Consider the following 22,979-nt stretch of genomic DNA (forward strand, 5'->3'; position numbering starts at 1 on the left):
AAAATAACGTCCCAGGAGGACGCTATTTTCCTAATACCTTGCCTATTTGGGGAAATAAGGCCCCAAATGGGCGTTATTTGTGTTCCCGGCATAGCAAAATTGCCGGTTACGGTGACTGCGCAATGCTATGGACAAGCATAAATAACCGCAGCCATATGCGTGCGAACATGAGGTCGATGTCCATCCACCTGGATCGCGTCCAGGAACGGCGGATAATCCTGACAGGGATTTATCGACAATCTGAGGCGATCCCAAGGATTTCCTGCTCTTTTATTCCTTCATTCCGGATTCAGACGTGAGCTTTCCCGCTGATGTCATAGACGGGATTGCTGCGGAGTAACCTGATCGCTTCCTCTTCCGGAAGCGGTTTGCTGATGTAATATCCTTGAATCACGTCGCACTTAGCCCGTTTGACATGCAGCATTTGCTCCTCCGTTTCAACGCCTTCCGCCACCACCTGAAGTCCCATCTTCCTGCCGATCAGTACGATCGCCCGGGCAAGCGAACGATTGTCATCGTCTTTTGGCACCTGCTCGATAAACGTTTTATCGATCTTCAGTGTCGTGATCGGCAATTGCTTAAGATAACCGAGCGATGAATACCCCGTGCCGAAATCGTCGAGCGCAATCTGTATTCCCTTGGATCTTAAGAAAAACAAGTTTTGTATAAGCCGGTCAAACGACTCCACGATGGTCGATTCCGTAATTTCCAGCTCCAGATATTGCGGCTCAAGACCGGTCATTTCAAGCGCCGCCATGACCTTATCGACGAAATTATCCTGAAGCAGCTGAATGACCGAAATATTGACGGCGATTTTATAGGTTCCGTGTCCCTCATCCTGCAGCCGTTTGGCGAACATACATGACTGTAAAATAACCCATTCGCCAATGGAAACGATCAGTCTGCTATCTTCCGCAACCTTGATAAACGTGAGCGGCGAAACAAACCCTAACTCCGGACTGTTCCAACGGATCAACGATTCAAAGCCGTTAATCCGGCCCGTTTTCAAGCTGAGCTGCGGCTGATAATGGAGCAGAAACTCGTCATTTTGCAGGCCTTGCCGCAAATATTTCTCCAGTTGTACCCGCTCATTGAACGCCTGCAGAAACGAAGGATCAAAGACCATGTATTTCCCTTTGCCTGCTTCTTTGGCCGCATACATGGCTACGTCCGCATTCTTCAATATTTCCTCCGCGCTTTGGCCGTCTTGCGGATAATAGGAAATACCGATGCTGACCGAGACATAAAGGTCGCTGTCATGGATATGAAACGGTGTGTAGAATCCTTCAAGCAACCGATCAGCAAGTTCAACCGCCTGCTCTTTCCGCTCCATGTCCTTCATAAGGATGACGAACTCATCCCCGCCGAGGCGGAACAGGGTCCCTTCCTCTCCTATGATCCCGGAGAGACGGGCGCTGACATCCATCAGCAGACGGTCGCCGAATTTGTGTCCAAGCGTGTCATTAATATATTTAAAGTTATCCGTATCTACGAAAAATAAGGCCGCTTTCCCGTCGGGACGGGAGAACACCGCTTCCAGCTCCTCCAGCAAGTACAAGCGGTTCGGCAAATCGCTTAGGGCATCGTAATAAGCCAGATGTTGAAGACGTTGTTGAGACAATTTCAATTCATGGATATCTGTAATCGATCCCGTAAACCGGCAGGCTTCTCCCGTCTCATTAAACACGATTTTCCCGCGGGCCTGGAACCAGCGGTACTCCCCGTTTTTCGTACGGAGCCGATATTCGCATTCAAACAGGGACTTGCGATTATCAATAGCCGCTTCCATTTCGCGCTCATAATTGTCCATATCGTCCGGATGAATAATGTCCGTAATCATTTCGCTGGTCACATGATCTTCATAACTGTATCCCAATAGCTCGAACCATCTTTGGGAATAGTAATACCTTTTCCGCACCAGGTCGATTTCCCAAATGCCTCCATTGGAGGCTTCCGTAACAAGGCGGTAGCGCTCCTCATTCCGACGGAGCATCTCTTGATTCTCCAGCAGCTGTTCATAATTGATGCGCAGTTCCTCTTGGGCCGCCGTCAGCTCCTCGCATACCGCCTCCAAATCCTGATAGCTCTGCTGCAGGCGAAGCTCCGACTCCTTGCGGTCCGTAATATCGATCAGGGACCCGGCAAACCGGACGATCTGGCCCTCGCTGTTTTTCCGGAGTCTGCCACGGGCCTCGATCCAAATATAAGAGTCGTCCTTTTTGCGCATGCGGTACTCGCATTCATATACCGGCGTCTTTCCGTTCAAATAGTCCTGGCGCCGCTCCATGGCATCGACGAGATCGTCCGGGTGGACGAGCATTTTCCAGCCCTCGATGCTATGCGGTACCTCGATCCTGTCGTACCCGAGCAGCTCAAACATCCGGTCGGATACGAAATAATAGTCAGAATCGGGTACCGTATCCCAAATGACCGCGCCCGATCCCAACGTCGCTAATCTGAACCGCTCTTCGCTGATCCGCAGCTTGTCCTCTTTTTTGATCAATTCGTCGAACTGCAGCTCCAACTCCTCTTGGGTCGCCGCCAGTTCTTCATAGGTAGCCTCCAGCTCCTGATAGCTGCTTTGCAGCTTGTTCTCATACGTTTTGCGTTCCTGGATATCCACTCCCGCCACGATAAACACGTCCGGGTCTCCCGATAAGCCCCGGATCGTCGCCGAGCGGAACAAAAATACTTTAGGCGGGCTTCCGTCCGCGCATTCCAGCGTCATTTCCCGGTCATCCGCGAATTTCATGGTTAATGCATCGTCCAAAAGGGCGAACAATTCGCAGTAACGCTCCTTCAGAACGGGCAGATTATCGTATCTCATGCCGACAGCGTCAGCTTCCTTAATCCCGGTTAGCCATTCGGCATATTTATTGAAGCGGAGAATCGTCTTGTCCCCTTGAACCGCCCATATAAACAGGTTCGTATGATCCAGGACATCTTTGGAAAATTCTTTCTCCCCGTAAATCGTTCTCCGGAGCCGGTTGATATACAGCTTAAGCAGCACATAACTTAAGGCAATGAGCAACACAAGCACACAGCCGGCTAATATGTATCGGTTGCGGATCCGCTCCCCGTAAAAATCGGAATGTTTGAAGAAATATTTTTCGTACAACTCTTCATAATTCTCTTCCCCTCGCAGATCATCGATTCTTTGATTGATGTAATTAACCAGATCGGGCGAGCCTTTGCTTACGCCATAGGCAATGTCCACGGGATATAAATCATGCATGACCTGGCGGATTTCTTCGTTGAGGCCTTCTTTGACCATCAAATAATTGACGACTTGCTGGTTTTCGAACAGAAGATCGATCGATCCCTCTCTTAACGCTTTAAGCCCTTCTTCTACCGTCGGAAAAGTGCTGTAACTGTCCAAACCCACCTTTTCCTTGAGCTGTTGTTCCGTGTATTGTCCGGCCGCAACCCCGACGGTATAGTTCGACAAGGTTTCGACCGTTACTTCATCGTCAAAATATTCCCTGGCATAAACGCCAGCATATGTACGCATTACGGGTTTGGAATAAAGCAGATCGTCCTTCCGGCTATCCATCACCGCCATCAGCCCGACGGTATCGATCTCTTCTTTCTTAAGCCGATCATAGGAGGCATCCCAAGTATCAAAAGTAAAATAGATTGAATACCGGTCATCTTCAAACACCATTCGGGTCAGTTCAAGATCGAACCCGGAAGGATACCCGTGTTGATTGAACTTGTAGGGAGGATAGTCAAGCTCGGTGTAATAGGCTACGTTATAACGCACGCCTCCGGCTCCAAGGACGGAATTAGGGAAGGACGTTACAGTTACAAGCAGGACGGCAAAAATGAGCATCCAGAGGTTTCGCTTCATCATCATGCACCCTTTGATAGTATGGTCTTACACCCGGCCACTAGAAGAGAAAAGTGAGAGAACAGGAACAAGGAGCGGGAGTCATTGTACTTGAAGCAGTGACTTTGAGTCCATTTTTCCAGGATATTCATCCTTTTCCGTTTAATTTTAACATATTTCTGGAAGTTGAAATAGGATTTTTTACCTAACCTGCGAAACTTATCATTGAAAAAAACAAAGACCTGCCACTGCCTATAAGCAGCGTCAGGTCTTGCTCAACTTTATTTTTTTGTCGAATCGGGGGTGTTCTCCGCATCCAGAAACGGTTTATTAACAAAATAGTACATATAACCCATCAATAGAACGCCGCCCACCAGATTACCCAAAGTAACCGGGACCAGATTATGTACCACTCCGCCGAAGGAAATCGTCCCCGGGTGATTAAGCACCAGAGCGATCGCGAAAGTACACATGTTGGCGATACTGTGCTCGTATCCCGAAATGAAAAAACAAAAAACGAACAGCATCATGGCAAACATTTTAGCTCCGTCGCCCTGGAGCGACATCGGTACAAAGAAGGCCAGACAAACCAGCCAGTTACACAGAATCGCCCGGAAAAACAATTCGATCGTCGACGTACTCATCTTATGTTCCACGACATTCAGCAGAAAGCTATTTACGGAAGAATCCGTGAATAGTCCCGTCAGATAGATAAGCAGCGCAAAAGCACAGGCCCCGAGAATGTTGCCGAGATAACTGAGCACCCACAATTTCACGACCTGAAGCCACTTCAGCTTCTTTCGCAGTGCGGCGTACGTGTAATAAAAGGTATTTCCGGTAAACAGATCTCCGCCGCCGTAAGCGATCAGGATGATAGCCGCGCCGAATGTTACGGCCGCCATCGGATAGGTCAACGGTGAATGCTCCAAGTAGAAGAAGTTTCCTGTCTTGAAGGCTACAATTACCCCGAATCCGATGAACATGCTGGCAAGCATGGCTCTTGCGATGTAACGGAGCTGGCTTTGTTTAAAAATTTTGTATTTTTTCAGCGCCAACTCTTCCACTTTTAGCAGCGATTCAGTTTCCATAGTGCCTCCCTTGTATTATTTCTCCTCATTTTCCATATATCCGAGACATTGTCAAGCCAAATCCTTTTTCAGGAGTGAAGGTTGATATTTACTTTTTGCTCTAATTTGTGCATAATGATAATTAGCATATGATAATGATTATCATTATTGATTTGTCCGACTAGGATTCGGAATTTCACATAATAAGGAGTTTGAAGCCCATGAAAGTATCTACCCGCAAATCTTCGCTGCAAATCGACGATTACTTGGATCTGTTGAACCTTGCGTCCAGCTTGGGAGATCTCAAATGGCAAAAAGAGATTATCCGCAAGCTGGAATACCTGCAAGTTGATTTGCAACCCGGGAGACTAAATTAATCTCCCTTCTCCCTTAGGATGGATTGACAAGCGCAGGGGTTATCATGTATATTTTACAAAAATAGGATGTAATACACTTGCGATGGAAGCACCCGTAAGCAAAGGCACAGACCGTGCCTTTCTTGCGGGTGCTTTTTGTCGTCCGGAAGTCCCCGGAGCAATCCGGATACTTTTAATCAGAATCAAGGAGGAGTGTACAAAAATGAAGAAACATATCCTGATGGTGCTTGCCGTGGCCGTATGGCTTACATCGCTCCAGGGAGGGCGGACGGTTATGGCCGCAACCATTGAATTTACCGATTCCCTTGGAACCCAATTGAACAAGACCGCCGATGCCGCCGGAGGCGCATTGCGAACCAAAATCATCAAACAGTACGCCGACTTTTCCAAGCTACAAGATGAGCAAAGTTCCCTGACGAGCAAAACCTCTGCGCTTCATTATGACAATGAAGCCCGGCTTACCGCCGCCCGCAAAAAAATCAAGGACATCGACGGAGATACCATCCGCAAGCTTGATGATCAAGTGAAATCCGTTAAAACCAAGTATCAACCGCTGTTCGACTCCTATTCCTCAATCAGCAAACAGGCTTCCGCCGCTAAAAAGCTAAAAGACAAGACGTTGTACAAGCTGCTCCAAAGTCAGGCCGACGGTCTTAAAGCCGCCAGCACGCTGGCCAGGCACGATATCCGTAACAAAGAATCCGCACTCCAGGCGGCCAAGAAGGAAAAGAGCCGTAAGTCGGAGGAAATCCGGAAGATTCTCGGCGAAAGCGATGTCCATAAGAGCAAAATCAAGGCGGAGAAGAGCGCTATGGCGTCCACGAACAAACTGATTTCCACGGAATGGAGCAATTTTAAGGCAGCTGTGAAAAAGAGTGATGCCGACCGTACGTCCGACACGCTCGCCCGGCTGCATACCCTCTCTTCCCAAGTGCTGAAGAACAAGCAAAACATCTACAATCTGGAACTGAAAATTTCGGCATCCATCAAGAAAGCGGAGGACAAACTGCGTTAACGGTTGCTGATGCCCATTCAAAAAGGCTGCACCGGATCAATCCAGTACAGCCTTTCTTTCTTCTTTTGCAACTTATTATTTCTTCAAGGGATTAAATCGCGGAACTCACGGTTTCTTTAAGAAGGTAACGATTGACCTCTTTGGCTGCCTGACGGCCTTCTTGGATCGCCCAAACGACCAGACTCTGTCCGCGGCGCATGTCTCCGGCGGCAAATATCCCCTCAACGTTAGTGCTGTAGCTTCCTTCCTCGGTTTTCACGTTGGAGCGCGCATCTTGCTGAATGCCCAATTGCGACAACAAGCCCTCTTCCGGTCCGGTAAACCCGAGCGCCAGCAAGACCATGTCCGCCGGTAGTACTTGTTCGGTTCCCGGGATGAATGACGGAATCATCCCGCCTTGGTCCGAGGTCTTCCATTCAATCTCCGAAATTTGCACCCCGGAAACGGCTCCCCGTTCGTCGCCGACAAAGCGCTTCGTCGAGGTCAAATACCTGCGGGGATCGCTGCCGAACACCCGGATCGCCTCCTGCTGGCCGTAATCCGTCTTCAGCACCTTCGGCCATTCCGGCCAAGGATTTGCCGGCTGTCGGGTCAAAGGCGGCTGCGGCATGATTTCCAGTTGCGTAACGCTGCGGCAACCATGACGGATCGCCGTAGCCACGCAGTCCGTCCCGGTGTCTCCTCCGCCGATCACGACGATATCCTTGCCTTTGGCGGAAATATACCGGCCGTCTTCCAGGCCGGAATCCAACAGACTCCGCGTATTTTGCGTCAGAAAGTCCATCGCTTGATAGATCCCTTCCAGCTCTCTTCCTTCCACGTTCAGGTCCCGCATCCGCGTAGAACCGCCGCATAACACAACCGCATCGTAAGACTCCAGCAATTGATCCGTGGTAAGGTCTTTCCCTACTTCGCAGCCGGTCACAAAATCGATGCCTTCGGCTACAAGAAGGTCTACGCGGCGTTGTACTGTAGCTTTATCAAGCTTCATGTTCGGAATGCCGTACATGAGCAGGCCGCCGATCCGGTCCGCACGTTCATAAACCGTCACCGTATGTCCCGCTTGATTCAGCTGATCCGCACACGCCAGTCCGGCCGGACCGGAACCGACGACGGCCACTCTTTTTCCGGTCCGCGTCTCCGGAATTTCCGGCTGAATCCAGCCTTCGGCAAAGCCTCTATCGATGATCGCCTTCTCGATGCTCTTGATCGTTACGGGAGAACCGTTCTTGCCTACCGTACACGCTCCTTCGCATGGGGCAGGACAAACGCGGCCGGTGAACTCCGGAAAATTGTTTATTTTCTGCAGCCGTTTCAAGGCTTCCTTCCAGCTTCCGCGATACACCAGGTCGTTCCATTCGGGAATCAGATTGTGCACCGGGCAACCGGATGCCATTCCCGAGATCAGTCGTCCGGCATGGCAAAATGGAGTCCCGCAATCCATGCACCGGGCGCCCTGAACCCTCAGCTTCTCTTCTTCCAGCGGAACCGAAAATTCCTCCCAGGAAGATATCCGTCCCAACGGCTGAATTTCGCCCGGCACTTCCCTCTGATATTCCAAAAATCCGGTTGCTTTTCCCATCTCCATCCCCCTGTTCCCGTACGCCGCCCAATTCCATCCGAGTTCCCGCGTCATTGCGTTATCGTCATAAAGCGATACTTTACAAATTTGCAGCAATATCCCGGTTCGGCACACTAAATATGTTTATGTTATCACCGAACCCCTTGTCCACTGAATGAAGAATATCACTTCCAATGGCACAATTAAAAAGCCCCTGCGACATCTCTTTTATCCTCGATTGATAGGATGAAGATCTGTTTGCAGGGGTTTCCAGTAACCGGATTCCGGCTATATAAGTTGAACTATTCTTTAGTTCATTCCAGTTCCTCATGATTGCCCCGCCCGGAACCCGCAAGCCGTTCATGGCCCGCAAACAACTTGCCGCGGTATTCGAACGGAGAAATTCCCTCCAGTTCCTTAAACACCCTGGAGAACTGCTTCGTATTCTCGAAGCCGACTGCGGCTCCGATCTCCGACAATTTCAGCGTATCGGTTCCGATCATCTCTTTCGCCTTGCGAATGCGCACTTTCTTCAAATACAGCACAAAGCTTTCTCCCGTATAGGCTTTAAAAGCTTCGCTGAAATAGGAATAATTCAGAGAGACATAGTTGCTCACCATCGCCATATTCAGCGCACGATGATAGTTTTCTTCGATATAGGCGACCGCTTCCCTCATATCCCCATGTTCGCTATGAGCCGAACGGATTCCCTTAATATATTCGTCTAGCCCGAGCAGCAACTGCTCCAGCGATCTGTAATAGTCATGGAAGTGGCGGAAGTTCGTCATCGTGCCCACTTTCCGGTAGAGCTTCAATACTTCAATAGAAGCTTCCCCGTAAATCCGAAAAACTTCGTCCAGCACCTGTTCGTTGATGCGTCTGCTTACGGCTTCCAGATAAGCGATATCGATCCCGGGCAAAACCTCGATCCGGAAGATGTCATGCAGAAGCGCCCCGATTTCTTTTTCCCGGTTGGTGCCCAGAATGTTGCCAAGCTTGCGGATATCCTCCTCCGGTACGGGAAACGTCACCCTTTTTCCCTGCAGTTCACTGTACCAAATCAGCCGCGTTTTCGGAAAAATGAAGGTGTATTCCAGCGACGTCCGGGCATTCGCGTAACATTTGGCGATATCCTCCTGTCGGCTTCCCTCCTCGCTGATCCCCATCAGAAGTCCGCCCAGATCTTTCTCTGCGGCGAGTTGCGACAATTCCGCGAATTTCCGCTGCGGACCTCCGATCAGCACAACCCGGCCTTCACTGTCCAACAAAGAAGCATTTAAATGGCCTTGAACGCTGCTGAGCATATGTTCGGCCAGCGATTTAAGTTCGTCCCTATTCATCCGTCTTCCATCTTCATATCTATAGCTCAGCACGGCTACCGAAAAAGGAAGGGAGTAACCTTCGAATCCGATTTCCTCCCCCAGTTTGGCCGCCTCTTCCTCCGTTATCTCCGGCTGCAGCAGAAACTCCTGAAGACGCCTTGTCTGCAGTTGAATCCGGTAAGCTTCCGTTGTTGCAATCTGTTCGGCCAACTGCGAACGCTTCTTCAGGTCCTCCTCACTTTTGCGCAGGGCGGCAAACAGTTCATCCCGGCGAATCGGCTTCAATAGATAGTCCATAACCTGATACCTGATCGCGGCTTTAGCGTATTCGAAATCTTCATAGCCGCTGAGGATAATGACGATCGGCCGATGGCCCAGATCATCCGGTCTGGAGGTCCCCGACAGCTTTTCAATCAGTGCGATACCATCCATAACAGGCATACGGATATCGGTAATAACGACGTCCGCCCCCTCGGAGCGGTATAACTCCAGCGCTTCGGCGCCCTGTGTCGCTGTCATCACCTGATAGAGACCCGGAAATTCCCGCTCAATCATTGTCTTCAACCCGAGCCGGATATTTTTCTCGTCATCGACGATCAACAACTTTATCATTATTGCCTGCCCCTCCTGTCAAAAGCACTTTGGGTATGATCATAACCACGCTGGTATAGCCGCCCGGCTCGCTGAGCACTTCCAAACCGTAAGCCTGGCCGAAGAACAACCGGATCCTCTCCTGGACATTGATTAACCCGATTCCCCGGGCCTTTTCATCCTTTCCGAAACCGCCGGGAACTTTCTCCCTTGCGCCGATCAGACTCAGCTCCGCGTTCAACCTGTCCAACTGTTCGGGTTCGATCCCTTCCCCGTTATCCGTCACCGAAATCCGGATATTCTCTTCCTGATATTCGGCGACGCGAATGTAAACTTCCCGGGTACCCGGCTCTTCTCCCGTCCAGGCATGCTTTACGGCATTTTCGACAATCGGTTGAAGCGACATCTTGAGCACCTCCAATTCCATATAATCATCAGGTATATCGAGCTGGAGCTGAATGGGCTCATCAAATCGGATATTCATAACCTCTGTATAGTTCTCGATGTGCCGGATTTCATCGCGGAGCTTCACGTACTCTCCGGACCATTTGAAGTTATACCTCATCATGCCGCCAAGAGAAGTCAGCGCATCGGAGATGGCCCTCTGATTCTCGATTTCGGCCAGCATCTTAATGTTCTCTAATGTATTGTAGAGGAAATGAGCGTCGATTTGGCTATGAAGCGTACGCAGTTCCGCTTCCTTGGTCAAGGCCTGCTTGTATACAGCCTGCGCCAGCAGTGTATTGATGGTCTTCATCAGCTTCGAGAAGTGATGTGCCAGTTCCCCGACTTCGCCGCCCCCGCGGATGACGATTCCGCTGTATGCCTCTCCCCTCCGGACCTTTTTCATCTCTTCGGTCAGCAGACGAAGATTTTTCAAGATAAATGCATTCATTATATAGGCTATGACCGTTACCAATGTTATAAAGACGATGTTGGCACCGATTAGTAAATTGCGTGTATGTGATATTTCTTCCATCACATTGTCCATGGATACGATATTAAGCAGATCCGCATGGATTCGCTCGATCGGCTTGCGCAGCAGAAGAAATGAATTTCCGTTCTCCGAGTAATTATAATCCCATTCCCCGGTTGCCCTGTAATGCTGAAGCCGCTCCCGGATCACTGTTTGCATCTTTGGATTGGCCGCCAGGAAAGAATCTTTCTCCCGGGTGAAAATCTGAGACTCACTATCCACGATCAACATTTGCGATTGGCTGTCCTGAATGACAGAGTAGGTTCTGGGGCTAAACTTCTCCAGCAGCATATCTACTTGAACCATACCTACATGATGATTGGCCGGAATGCTCATTTCACGGAGAAGCGATACCTTTGGCGTTAATGCCGGGGACTGTCCCTTGTAGCGGTTAAGGATATCGGGATCATTGTTTAGGAAAGACCAGGATTCCGTTCCCTTCATCCGCATGGCCTTCTGGTACCAAACTTCGTCAGCTACTCTGCTTTCGCGCAGGAACATCGGCCAAATTTCAATAATGTTGTTGCTGGAGAACATCCGAAGATGCTCTACATTAGGGTTGTAATATTGAATACGCGTCAGATCCTTGAAGCTGTTATTCCCGAAATTAACCAGATCTTCGGTATCAGGTTCGCTTGTATTAGCCAGGTAGTCTTTTGCATCCGGATCCTCATACGCTACTTCCATGGCCCGGGCCATGGATTCGATCTGCGTATCGATATGGAGTTCCTCCATATCCAGCAAAGATTGGTTCTTGTCCCTGGCATCCCGCACATACATGTTGTTAATCATTTCATACGAATAAAAAGATACCAACGCGCAAGGTCCCAAAATAATAAAAACATAGGCGGCAATCAGGCGGCTCTGCAGCGAGCGGCGCCCGAACCAATACATGAAGGAATCCCATATCGATATCCAGCGCTTGCTCTTCATAGACGGTGACTCCTTTTTATAAACACCCAAAAGCCCGCTGCACGCGGGCTTTTGGGCGTGCTATTATTGCATGCCAAGCTTTTTCTTGTTCTCTTCGTATTTCGTTTGTTGGAATGCCATTACTTTGGCATTGCCCAAGTCTTCTTTCTTCTTCATGTAATCTGCATAAATCTTGTCGAATTCGGCCTCGGAAGAAGCCATCAACAGCTTAGGCAACGTTTTGCCGCGCAGATCTTTGATTTTGGTAAGGATGATACCCTCATCGGAGTTGGCCAACGGATCAATCAAGTCGAATTCCGAGACACTGTTCGTCTTGCCGCGAGTCCAGTCTTCCAATTGCTTGTATGGCTCTACTGCTTGAGGGGCCCATTGATTCGTAATGTTAGTATCTTGCATCATCCAGAATGTGAACGAGGATCCGTATTGCTTGTCGAATGCCGCGCGGTCTTTATTCATCAGATCAAATGCTTCAGGCTTGAATTGGTCTTTTCCGTCAATTGTATCATAGCTGACGCCTTTTTCACCAAGGAAAAGGTCCTTTTGGCCTTCTTCACTCATCAGGTAGCTCAGGAACTTGATTGCGCGAGCTTTATCCTTAACATCCTTGGAGATCAGGGTTACTGTCCAGCCGGAAATAGAAGGGCCGTTCAGCTTAGGCGCATCCAGGTTGGTGTTAGCCGGACCGTCCACGGCGATATAGATCTTGTTAGGATCTTGTTGGAACAAGGTGCCCAATTGAGCCGCAAAATCCGTACGTTGGTACAACATGGCAAAGTAACGGCCTTGTACGATTTTTTCTTCCATTTGCGCGCGCTTGTCGATGAAGATATCCTTCGCCAGCAAACCTTCTTGATTAGCTTGACGCAATGTCTTCATCCAGCGTACATATTCAGGATCGCTTTCGCGGTCATACAGCTTGCCGTCCTTTTCTCTCGGAATGGCCAGGAAGTTCTGAATGTAGCCTTCCAAAGAATCATTTCCGGTTGGCGTGAACTCATGCAGGCCAAGCGGGATGATCGGCTGACCGTCGATTTCAGGGAATTTCTCTTTAGCTGCTTTCAGAGCGGCTACGAAGCCTTCAGGCGTACGCATATCAGGGCTGCCGATTGCTTCATAAATGTCCTTGCGAACTACGAAAGTTTGGTTGGATACATAAGTATCGCCATATTTCTCATAGTCTTTAGGGGACGAGGAAGAGTTTGGATATCCATATACGTTGCCGTCTTGTTGCTCGTACCAACCAAGTTTGTCCGGGTCGGCCACTTTGAAGAAGTATGGATCATATTCTTCGGCCAATTTATTCAGCGGCTCAACAAGGCCGCCTTCGATCATTTTCTTCACGCCGTCTTCATACCAGCCAAGGGTGATGAAGTCAGGCAGTTTTCCGGAAGCGATCAGCGTATTCAGCTTCTCGTTTTCGTTACCGGCAGGAACGATGAAGTTAATGTCAACGCCAGTCTTTTTCGTTACATATTGAGATGTTGGATCCACGCCCCATTTATTCGGGAACCAGGCAAAGTTCAGATACCAGTCGAACGTAATCGGAGACGTGTCGGACTTCCAGCCCGGTTCATCAGCCGATGGTTTAGCAGCCGGTTCGGACGGCGTTGCCGTCTCCTTCGACGTGTTGTTAGCGTTTTCCGTTTTGGCTGCATTTTTGCCGTTACCGCCGCAAGCGGCCAGAGACAGAATCATGATACATGCCATCAAAAGCATCATCATTTTTTTGGACTTACTTTTCATGCCCATGCTTTTTTACCCCTTTTCTGAAATTGTTAAAATGCTATAAAGTGCAACCCCAAAGCCGCCGTGAAGCGGCCCGGAGGAGTTACTGAAATTAAGGCGGAACCACGCTGAAGATTAGCCCTTGATGGAACCGATCATCATTCCTTTGACGAAATAACGCTGCAGGAACGGATATGCAAATACGATCGGAAGCGTTGTGACAACCATCGTCGCCAATTTAACGGACTGCGAAGTTACCGTTTTGGTGACTGCGCTTCCTTGCAAGGCTGTAGTCATAATATTGGAACTCGACTGTGCTACCACCCGGTAAAGGAAGGTCTGAATCGGCTGCAGCGATTCGTTATTGACGTAGATAATCCCCGTAAAGTAGTCGTTCCATTGATATACCCCGTGGAACAGGGCGATGGTAGCGAGCACCGGCATAGATACCGGAAGCACAACCCTTAGGAAGACCGTCCAGTCGTTCGCCCCGTCGATTCGTGCCGCCTCTTCCAGGCCGTCGGGAATTTCGCGGAAAAAGGTCATGAAGATAATGAGATCAAAAAAGCTGAACAGCACCGGAATAATATAAACCCAAAAGTTGTCAAGCAAGTGCAGATCGCGAATGAGCAGATAAGTCGGAATAAGACCGCCGGAGAAGATCATGGTGATCGTTCCCATCAGGATATAAAGCTTGCCGCCGATCAGACCCTTGCGCGAGAAGGCATAAGCTACCATGGCCGTGAAAAATACGTGCGCCACCACCCCGAGGACGGTCTTGGCAACGGTGAGCCCCATTGCGGTCATAATGCCGGCATTATTGAATACAGCCTCATAGTTCTCCACACTGAATACCCGCGGCCACCAGTATATCCCCCCCAACATGGCATCCTTGCCGTCGTTGAAGGAATTGATCAATACATACCAAATCGGATACAGCGTAACAAAGCAGATAAGGAGCATTCCCAGATTGTTAAGGATATCGAAGGCGACATCGCCTTTTGTTCTGCGTTTGGTTAAAAACATGTGCATGTCCTCCTTGGCCTAAAACAACGAGGTGTCGTTGAGTTTTTTGGATACTTGGTTCGCAATCAGCAGCAGCGTGATCGCAATGACGGATTTAAACAATCCGATTGCCGCAGAGTACGAATATCGGCCGGAAGAAATACCTGTATAATATACATAGTAATCAATGACATTACTAGCGCTGTCGTTTAACGCGTTGCGCAATACCAGGATCTGGTCGAAGTTCGAGTTCAGTACGCCGCTGACAGCCAAAATAAACAGGATGCTAATCGTGGCTTTGATTGCCGGAAGCGTAACGTACCACATTTGCTGGAAACGACCGGCACCGTCGATTTTAGCGGCCTCGTACATTTCAGGAGAAATGCTCGTAATCGCGGCCAGATAGATAATCGCGGACCAACCGAGCTCCTTCCACACATCCGAAGTGATGACGATCGTCCAGAAGTACTTCGGTTCGGCCAGGTAAGAAATCGGCTGATCAACCAGGTGCAGCGCCATCAAGATTTCATTAATAATTCCCACGTCCGACAACCAGGTTGCAAGAATTCCGCCCAGCACGACCCAAGACAAGAAGTGAGGCAGATAAGAAATCGTCTGGATTGCTTTTTTGAAGCGCAGCGAGCGTACCTCATTCAAGAAGAGAGCAAATAAAATCGGCAGCGGGAACGTCAACAGCTTGATTAAGCTGATGCCGAGCGTATTTTTCATGACATAGCCAAAATTCTCATCCGACAAAAATTCTTTGAAATGCTCCAGTCCGACCCAAGGGGCTTCGGAAATGGTTCTGATGATATCGTAATCCTTAAACGCAATGATGATGCCGTACATGGGAACGTAGTTGAAAATAATCATCCAGGCGATGCCTAGAAGGGCCATGATTTGAACATGTCTTTGCGAATACAGTTTTTTCAGCCATTTGCGCCTCTCTGATGGCGGCGTCTCTTTTTGTGTCATGGCTGCAGGTTTAGTAGTCTGTTGCATTTCCATTCCCTCTGACCTCCAAGCTGTTCATGGGCTTTAATGTGTAAGCACTTCCAAAATCCATACTTTAATTCTAAGTTGATTCAGGGACAGAGGTAAGGCTTCATATTTCGTATTGGAGGGCTCATTTTTCGGTTGTCGAAAAAGTATCCATTGATTTCCTGAATGGCCCCCATGTATGATGGAATTGAGATGTACTCCCGTATACCGGACATCATCAGTTCAACCTACCCGTTTACGGTTCATTTTTAGGGGGTCTTACAGTGGACAAGGAAGTCTATCCTGCCCGAATCGAGTCTATGATCAATGCTTCCGCCTTGCTGAGTTCCATCGATTTGATGAACGTCGGCTTGGCGATTACCGATCCCAATTTGAAGGACAATCCGCTCGTATACGTCAACCAAGGGTTCGAGCAGATTACCGGATATTCCCGGGAAGAGGTTTTGATGCGAAATAGCCGGTTTCTTCAAGGAGAAGAGACGGATAAAGAACATCTTGGCGTCATTCGCCGGGCGATCAAGGAAGGCCGGGCGGACACGGTCACGATCAAAAATTACAAAAAGGACGGGAGCACTTTCTGGAACCAGTTCATCATTAGCCCCATTCTCGATTCGGACGGCAAACCGCTGTACTTTATCGGACTCCAGTTCGACGTCACCAAAGAAATGGAGGAGCGGGACGCTTCCAACCAGAAGATCCGCCAACTCTCTTACTTCGATCCGATAACAGGACTCTTGAACATGAACCGTTTTAAAGAAGTTGTTAAATCGGAGTTGTCCCTAACCGGCAGCGAACAGAAAACCGCCGCCATTTTGCGGGTAAACCTGAACCGATTCAGATATATTAACGAAAGTTACGGGGAAGCTGCAGGCAACGAGATTCTTGTCGGAGTTGCGGACCGGATTCGCGGCTGCTTCGGCGAAGGAACTCCAATATGCCGGAGCTTCGCGGATGAGTTTATCATTTTGCTGTCCCGTCTCTCCGATCCGTTGCAAATCCATAAAATGGCCAGCAATTTAAGCGGTCTGCTAAAGAAACCGTATATGATGCATGGCGAGGAGATTAGCATCGGCTTCTCTATGGGCATCAGCATTTTCCCGGATGACGGTCAGGATGTGCCTCAACTGTTGAAGCATGCGGAACTGGCCATGAAAGAAGCAAAAAGCGAATCGCTGAGCGATCCGCATTACTTTGATTACTATCTGGTAGACAAACTGCTGGAGCGCGTCCAAATCGAGAAAAAACTGCCTCGCGCGCTGGCGGAAGGCGAATTTGAGCTTTTCTACCAGCCTAAAATCGATCTCACTACCCACGCCCTTACCGGCCTGGAGGCGCTGATCCGCTGGAACGACCCGGAACACGGACGTGTCTCGCCCGCCTCCTTCATTCCGATTGCCGAGGATAGCGGCTTTATCGTAGAACTTGGGGAATGGGTGCTATGGGAAGCGTGCCGTACCAATAAAAAATGGCAGGATGCCGGTTACCCCAAACTGCCGGTTTCCGTGAACGTATCGGCGGTTCAGTTCAGACACCCGCAGTTCGTCCGTACCGTAGAGACGGTGCTGGAGCAAACCGGGCTGGAACCCCAGTATCTGGAGCTGGAGGTTACCGAGTCGCTTCTGAATGATCCGGTGTTGATCAAGGACCGTCTGGATTCCCTGAAACGCAGGGGTATTTCCTTATCGATCGATGACTTCGGAACAGGCTATTCATCCATCTACTACTTGAAAGAATTGCCGCTTCAGGTGCTCAAAATCGACCGGACTTTTATCCAGAATACGCCGACCTCACCGAGGGACAATTCGCTGCTTCAGTCGATTATCCAATTGGGCAAATCGTTAGGCTTGACTGTGCTGGCGGAAGGGGTCGAGACGAAAGAGCAGTTCGACTTCCTGCGTCAAAACGATTGCGATCAAATTCAGGGCTATTACTACAGCCGCCCTATTGATAGCGACACGATGGGAGAAATGCTCCGGATTAGCGTGATCTAAAGCGGATATTACAAAAAAACAGGCATCGGCGGTGATTAACCGCCGGTGCCTGTTGCCGTTTTGTGATAAATCTTGGTGAAGTCGGCTTGCCTTATGCCTATGATAGTTCATAAATAGACTTCATTTAGTAAAAGGGGGAATACCTTTGATCAGATTGAACGTGGAGGATTATAGCAAGGCTATAGAACCGTTGGAGCAAGTGCCGATCAATACCTTATTTGCCGAAAGCGTCCTTTCCGGAAAGGTTAAGGGAACCGTGTACGTGGATGATCCTATTCGTCCGGAAGCCTTTTATATCGCTCATTCCAATGGGATGTCCCTGCTGTTCGGAAATACGGAAAACCGTGCTTTTCTTGAAGGATTACGAAACTATCTGCTGAATGCAGGACAAATCCGGGAATCTGCGGAATGGCTGCAAGCATATCCGGACAACTGGAATACCTTCATCCGATCGCTCATCGGGCCCGGGCAGAGTAACAACGATACAGCATTGCGCAACACGTCTGACTTCAACCAACCCATAACGGAAAACAGCAGAATCAATTTCACGTTTGACCGGCAAAAGTATGAAGCCGCGGCCAGTCAATCTTCCGCCGAGTCCTTTCATATCATCCCTACGAACGGGGAGATCTTTCATAAATTGAATGGACGCGTCAGCCCCAATCTTTTCTGGATCGACGCGGAGCAGTTTCTCGCCGAAGGGTACGGCTTCAGCCTCCTTAAAAACGGTGAAGCGGTATCCACCGCATTTTCCGCCTACCGGAACGGAAACCAGTTGGAAATCGGCATCGAAACCGCCGAATCCGCCCGCGGTAAAGGCTACGCTTTTCACGTCAGCCTGGCTTTGATCGCCTACTGTCTGGAGCATGGCCTGGAACCTGTCTGGGCCTGCCGTAGAGAGAATGAAGGCTCTTATTATCTGGCCCAGAAGCTCGGATTCGTGCCTTCCATTAGTCTTCCGTACTATCGTTTGGAGGTAGTATAGCCGAATTAGGTAGGCATAAGCTAAGGCTCCTTATTTTCCCTGCCGTTGCAGTTGGCGCAGCTCCTTCCAGGTAATCATCTTGATCCCTTCCTGCTGAAGCGTCTCACGGATTTCGGGGTCGCGGAACAACTCGTAATCCCATTGTCTCTTTTCCCATTCGTTGTGGATGGAACGCAGTTCCTCGCCCGCCAAGGCAGGATGGATGATGATTTCCGACACCCCCGGCTGCAGGGATCGCAGCGCTCCAATCATATCCCGCTTGTAGGATTCATAGGTTTCCCCCGGTTGTTTGCCGAACGGAAGTCCGATCAAATGATCCAGGATCACGACGCCCAGGCTGTCCGCCAGCTCACCCACACGTCTTGCGATCTCGGCGGCTTCCGCAGGCAATTTATTCATATCGGGCAATGACCGCGGCATCCGGAAAGGAAGTCCGTACTGCACGCACACTTCGAATACGACGTCCAAAAAATGATTGCCGGTTGCCAGTCCGTACAAACTGCCCATGTGATTGTCCAGATGAGTAGGATCCACTCCCATGGAACGGGCCATCTCAATTTGGTTGATCATTTCTAACCGAACCTGTTCCCGGTCACCCTGCGGCTCGAAGGATGCGCAATCAGCCGGAAAGTAACCTTCCTTCGTAACCAGAGTGCTCACGTCTCCGTTACGGGTAACCGGCCCCCATTTATACCCTCCCCACTCGCTGGTAAAAGTAAGATGTACGCCCACTTGGTACTCGGGGTGAGCCGTGCTCCAAAGCGCCGCCTCTTTCGCCCAACCGCAGGGCGTCATCAAAGTAGCCGAGGAAATCACTTCCTCCGTAAACAGCTGTTGAATGGCAAGGTTCTCGGCATGGCACATCCCGAAATCGTCCGCATTGAGAATCAGCAGCTTGGCCTCGGGCTCATAGCCCAATCGTTGTCCCAGTGTCATTGCAAATCCTCCGTTCCGCCGTGATGGCATCCATTTAATAAAACGCTTTCAATTCAAGAGACAACAGCGAACTTACGTGCAAATGAAACGGATCATCTGTCCGCGAAACCGCAGAAATAGAAAAGGAAGCCTTTCGGTTATTTATCATATGTGGCATCCTTCCCTCTATTTCCTGGAATTGTTTTCGACGCTTATCGCGAAACTCCTCTTCCCTCGCTTTTTCCGGTATTAACTCAGCCAACGTTGGAAGAAGTCTTGATACCCCTTCCTCATGACCGAACTTGAAAATTTGGCGAAGGCATAATCCCGATTGTCCAAGGAAACCTTCAGCGGTGAAGCTGCCGCCATGTTGACCAGTTCAAACCAGTTCTTCTCATTGCCCGCAAAAGCATGACGGGAACTGATGTGATCGTAACAAGGATGCTCCGGCTTGACGACGATTTTCCCCATGGCAAGCGCCTCGGTCAGCGGCATGGCGAACGTATCGAATTTGGAGCAGCTCCAATACACTTTCGATGAGTTCATCAGCGCGAATATTTCATCCTGCGACAACGCAAACCGCAAGTTGACATTGGAAGGTATGTCGTATTTTTTCATGCTCTCTTTGTACCGCAATCCACCGAAAACCATAAACACTTCCTTATCCGGGTTCCGGCGGGCATATTCCAGCACGAGATCCGGTCGCCGGTTTTCCTCATCCCGGCCGATCCACAATATCCGGTTATCTACGACCGAAGCGGGATCAAAATGTCTCTCCGCCAGTTTCTCGCTGAACCCGATCGGAATCACGTCCACATCCCTGACTCCAAACACGGTATCCAGCTGTCTTTTCAAAAATTCCGTCTGCACGATCGCCTTGTCCACGATTCCATAGAACGGCTTCATCATTTCATATCCGGTCAAAGCGGGATCAGGAAAGCTGTGCGGGAACAGCACGCTTTTGGGGAGAAACATCTTTAGGAAGGTAAACCCGGATACCGTGTAAATGACATGCTCGATCTGATGCGCTTCAATTTGGTCCAGCACGACATCGTAATTAACCAGATCGCCTTTCTCGTGCTCGTAACCGGGAAGCCAATCGTGCCCGCTGACATGGCGCTCAGGGGAGATAAACACGATCTCTACTCCAAGTTCCCTGGCGATATCTCGCAATCTTTCGGCAAAAACCCGCGGTCCCTGGGATTCGGCAAACTGGATTTTTCGCATCACTAATCCGACTTTTGTCATATTGTAAATCTGCCCCTCCTCATAAATTTCCTCATTAGCGGCCTGAGGTGCTATGCCGGCTTGTCTCCTTCATCATTCACAAACAATAGCCTTGTTAAGCAACCGTTCAAATTGTCCTCAGTTTCGTTCTTTTGGGACAACAACCGGTCCCGGGGCCAGACACTGTCCCCCCGCTCCAAATCCCCTGATATGAGCAGGAGCATCCAGAGGGAAAATACCGCCGAAAACCGGCAATAATCGCGGATGAAACCTTCCCGGTTCCACTTGCGTCCGAAGTGATCACATTGCTTCAAGTAATAATCGAGTAGTATTTCCCTGTCCGGCATGCTCATCCGCTTCGGAAACAAAGGATGCGATATATCGATCAGGTGATACAAATCCCAAAACGGGGTATTCAAATGAGCGTGCTCCCAGTCGATGATATACATCCTACCGTCTGCCGCTCTGGCATAATTACCCAAATGAAGGTCCCCATGTGACATAACCCGGGGATAGGTCCGTACCAGACCTTCCGTAACTCCGCGTATCAACCAATCCATGCTCACCGATCCGCCGACTTTATTCAACGCAGCTTCGGCCTCGTCCCTCCGTGCCATCAAGTCTCCGACGATCACTTCGATCGGCGGTTTCGGTCCCGGGCCGGTTAAGCCGGACCAATGACCTTCCGGAAAAGCATGCCAACAGGCCATTTGTTCCGCCACTTCCCTGGCCAACTCCAAATCATACGAATGCCGCAGCGGTCCGAGATCCTCAAAAATCGACCAACCCGCCTCCCCTGCTCCTACCTCCGAGGAAGCGAACAACCGGGGATAAATCGGCGGAAATACATTCAGTACATGCTTGTAAATCCATGTCTCCCGATCCTTGCTCTCCCCGTTCGTCAGCGGTTTAAAAATATAGCTTGCTTCCGGAGAAAGATAGATCCGTTCCACGAACTTTCCGTTCATCCCTTTGTAAAGCGGCACTCTTTTCCATAAATTCCGCCCGTTTAAAGTACCGTCCGGCAGAACATATTCACTCCAATTCATGATAAGCTATCCCTTCGGCGGCCGTTTCCGTCCATGACATGCCCTGGGCCGATAGTCCAAATATAATTAGTTTTAGCGTACAAAAGGTTGCAAACTAATGTCAAATCAGGGACGGATGAAAATTCTTTAGAATACGCCATCGTCTGCCGATAACAAAATAGGGAGGTGTGAATATGGATATCGCAGCAGCATCCATGGCCATGAGCCAGGTCAGTCTTTCTCAAAGCGTAGGAATCCAGGTGTTAAGCATGGCCAAAAGCCAGGCGGAGACACAAGGACAGAATCTTGTTCAAATGCTGGAACAGAGCAGCGTTCATCCCAACCTGGGCAAAAATTTAGATATAAAAGTGTAGCAGCAAGCTTTAGCCCGCGGAGGTTCGTCCTTTCGCGGTTTTTTTCTTAAATGTGCGAATCTCCATGTCCATTTGCCCCAAGTCCCTCCTACTCATCTGCCATATATATAACCGAAGGGCAATAGTTGATTATATAATCGAGACGGAGGGTTCCAATGTATAAGGTACGCCATCAGAAGAATTGCAAACCGGGCAACAAAGACCTGTTCTTACTGAAACTCAGGCAGTTACAAAGGCAGGTCCAGCAGCAGGCTCAACAACAGGCTCAACAACAATCGCAAATTCAATCCCAGCTTCAAGCACAGACGCAACAACAGGCACAAATCCAATCTCAGATTCAGACACAGCTCCAGGCACAGGCGCAGCAGCAATCCCAAACACAATCCCAAATTCAATCCCAACTCCAGGCACAGGCACAAGCACAGCTCCAGGCACAGGCGCAACTTCAAGCTCAACTGCAGGCACAGGCACAGGCCCAGCTTCAAGCGCAAGCTCAATTACAAACGCAGCTGCAAAACCAGCAGGAAGCCATTACCGACACGATTACCAATTTCGGAAATCCGACGATCAATGTAAATAATAACGGAGATAGTTCAAGCCTTGTGCGGGCCTCCGCTTTTAGAGCTACTAATACCCAAGAACTCATCATCAATTCCGAGTTAAAGGTTCCGTTTCCAAGGGAACTTTTCGACCTGGCCGGTGAATATGATGCGGCAACATCCACGTTTACCCCCAAACAATCCGGCGTTTACATCATCATTGCAGCAGTGCAGTATACTCAAAATATCAGCGCGGCCACCCGAATCAGCGACGTCATAATCCGGCTTCTAGTGAACGGGACTATCGTTGGCTTGGATGACGACTTCATTCTCAACACGCCTAATTCAAGTACGTCCCAGAGCAATTTTGTAAGCGAGATTCTTCAACTTAATGCAGGGGATACGGTCGAAGTGACGTTTGCTCCCTCTCTGTTCATTCCGACCGAAGGAAGAATCCTGTCCCTCGGAACGAATACTATCTTCTCCGCGGCCAGATTGCCGTCTCCGGTATAAGGTG

General features: G+C 49.6%; 17 protein-coding genes. 6 read left to right on the plus strand and 11 right to left on the minus strand.

Annotated elements, in window-relative coordinates; all coding sequences use genetic code 11:
* Positions 1-289: 289 nt before the first annotated feature.
* Both ACLB09_RS17680 and ACLB09_RS17685 read right to left on the minus strand, forming a co-directional pair.
* The gene (locus ACLB09_RS17680; RefSeq protein ID WP_410771177.1) at positions 290-3,850 is read right to left on the minus strand and encodes an EAL domain-containing protein; all 3,561 of its coding nucleotides are present in this window, start codon (positions 3,848-3,850) and stop codon (positions 290-292) included.
* 260 nt (positions 3,851-4,110) lie between these two features.
* Positions 4,111-4,917 carry a formate/nitrite transporter family protein gene (locus ACLB09_RS17685; protein WP_410771178.1) on the minus strand — a complete coding sequence of 269 codons (807 nt, stop codon included), beginning with the start codon at positions 4,915-4,917 and terminating at the stop codon, positions 4,111-4,113.
* Between the two features lie 200 nt (positions 4,918-5,117).
* Between ACLB09_RS17685 and ACLB09_RS17690 the strand changes: the two genes are divergently transcribed.
* Complete coding sequence (locus tag ACLB09_RS17690; RefSeq protein ID WP_410771179.1) at positions 5,118-5,273, plus strand: hypothetical protein; 156 nt, start codon at positions 5,118-5,120, stop codon at positions 5,271-5,273.
* Positions 5,274-5,475: 202 nt separating this feature from the next.
* Positions 5,476-6,288: a hypothetical protein gene (locus tag ACLB09_RS17695; protein ID WP_410771180.1), complete on the plus strand. Its 813-nt coding sequence runs from the start codon at positions 5,476-5,478 to the stop codon at positions 6,286-6,288.
* A 91-nt stretch (positions 6,289-6,379) separates the two neighbouring features.
* On the opposite strand, the gene ACLB09_RS17700 is transcribed toward ACLB09_RS17695, so the two are convergent.
* The 6 genes from ACLB09_RS17700 to ACLB09_RS17725 all read right to left on the minus strand — a co-directional run bounded on the left by ACLB09_RS17700 (position 6,380) and on the right by ACLB09_RS17725 (position 15,376).
* A complete protein-coding gene (locus tag ACLB09_RS17700) occupies positions 6,380-7,870 on the minus strand; it encodes a glutamate synthase subunit beta (protein WP_410771181.1) in 1,491 nt (496 codons plus the stop codon).
* A 293-nt stretch (positions 7,871-8,163) separates the two neighbouring features.
* Positions 8,164-9,783: a response regulator gene (locus ACLB09_RS17705; RefSeq protein WP_410771182.1), complete on the minus strand. Its 1,620-nt coding sequence runs from the start codon at positions 9,781-9,783 to the stop codon at positions 8,164-8,166.
* Positions 9,758-11,671, minus strand: coding sequence for a cache domain-containing sensor histidine kinase (locus ACLB09_RS17710; RefSeq protein ID WP_410771183.1), 1,914 nt, complete (start codon positions 11,669-11,671; stop codon positions 9,758-9,760). The genes ACLB09_RS17705 and ACLB09_RS17710 overlap by 26 nt, the downstream gene beginning before the upstream one ends.
* Positions 11,672-11,734: 63 nt before the next feature.
* Positions 11,735-13,420, minus strand: a complete 1,686-nt coding sequence (locus ACLB09_RS17715; protein ID WP_410771184.1) for an extracellular solute-binding protein — start codon at positions 13,418-13,420, stop codon at positions 11,735-11,737.
* A gap of 111 nt (positions 13,421-13,531) precedes the next feature.
* Positions 13,532-14,422: a carbohydrate ABC transporter permease gene (locus tag ACLB09_RS17720; protein WP_410771185.1), complete on the minus strand. Its 891-nt coding sequence runs from the start codon at positions 14,420-14,422 to the stop codon at positions 13,532-13,534.
* An 18-nt stretch (positions 14,423-14,440) separates the two neighbouring features.
* Positions 14,441-15,376 carry an ABC transporter permease gene (locus tag ACLB09_RS17725; protein ID WP_410771404.1) on the minus strand — a complete coding sequence of 312 codons (936 nt, stop codon included), beginning with the start codon at positions 15,374-15,376 and terminating at the stop codon, positions 14,441-14,443.
* Between the two features lie 290 nt (positions 15,377-15,666).
* Between ACLB09_RS17725 and ACLB09_RS17730 the strand changes: the two genes are divergently transcribed.
* Positions 15,667-17,394 (plus strand): putative bifunctional diguanylate cyclase/phosphodiesterase, encoded by a 1,728-nt coding sequence (locus ACLB09_RS17730; RefSeq protein WP_410771186.1) that lies wholly within the window; start codon positions 15,667-15,669, stop codon positions 17,392-17,394.
* 145 nt (positions 17,395-17,539) lie between these two features.
* Positions 17,540-18,379, plus strand: coding sequence for a GNAT family N-acetyltransferase (locus ACLB09_RS17735; RefSeq protein ID WP_410771187.1), 840 nt, complete (start codon positions 17,540-17,542; stop codon positions 18,377-18,379).
* A gap of 30 nt (positions 18,380-18,409) precedes the next feature.
* Here the strand turns inward: ACLB09_RS17735 and ACLB09_RS17740 are convergent, their stop codons facing one another.
* The 3 genes from ACLB09_RS17740 to ACLB09_RS17750 all read right to left on the minus strand — a co-directional run bounded on the left by ACLB09_RS17740 (position 18,410) and on the right by ACLB09_RS17750 (position 21,570).
* The gene (locus tag ACLB09_RS17740; RefSeq protein ID WP_410771188.1) at positions 18,410-19,315 is read right to left on the minus strand and encodes a polysaccharide deacetylase family protein; all 906 of its coding nucleotides are present in this window, start codon (positions 19,313-19,315) and stop codon (positions 18,410-18,412) included.
* 228 nt (positions 19,316-19,543) lie between these two features.
* Positions 19,544-20,542 (minus strand): glycosyltransferase, encoded by a 999-nt coding sequence (locus ACLB09_RS17745; RefSeq protein ID WP_410771189.1) that lies wholly within the window; start codon positions 20,540-20,542, stop codon positions 19,544-19,546.
* 50 nt (positions 20,543-20,592) lie between these two features.
* Positions 20,593-21,570 carry a phosphotransferase gene (locus tag ACLB09_RS17750; protein WP_410771190.1) on the minus strand — a complete coding sequence of 326 codons (978 nt, stop codon included), beginning with the start codon at positions 21,568-21,570 and terminating at the stop codon, positions 20,593-20,595.
* 173 nt (positions 21,571-21,743) lie between these two features.
* On the opposite strand from ACLB09_RS17750, the gene ACLB09_RS17755 reads away from it, so the two are divergent.
* Together ACLB09_RS17755 and ACLB09_RS17760 are read left to right on the plus strand one after the other, a co-directional pair.
* Complete coding sequence (locus tag ACLB09_RS17755) at positions 21,744-21,923, plus strand: YjfB family protein (RefSeq protein WP_410771191.1); 180 nt, start codon at positions 21,744-21,746, stop codon at positions 21,921-21,923.
* A gap of 155 nt (positions 21,924-22,078) precedes the next feature.
* Complete coding sequence (locus ACLB09_RS17760) at positions 22,079-22,975, plus strand: complement C1q domain-containing protein (protein WP_410771192.1); 897 nt, start codon at positions 22,079-22,081, stop codon at positions 22,973-22,975.
* Positions 22,976-22,979 lie beyond the last annotated feature (4 nt).

It is taken from the genome of Fontibacillus forbon, from assembly GCF_046559655.1.
Classification (GTDB): Bacteria; Bacillota; Bacilli; order Paenibacillales; family Paenibacillaceae; genus Fontibacillus.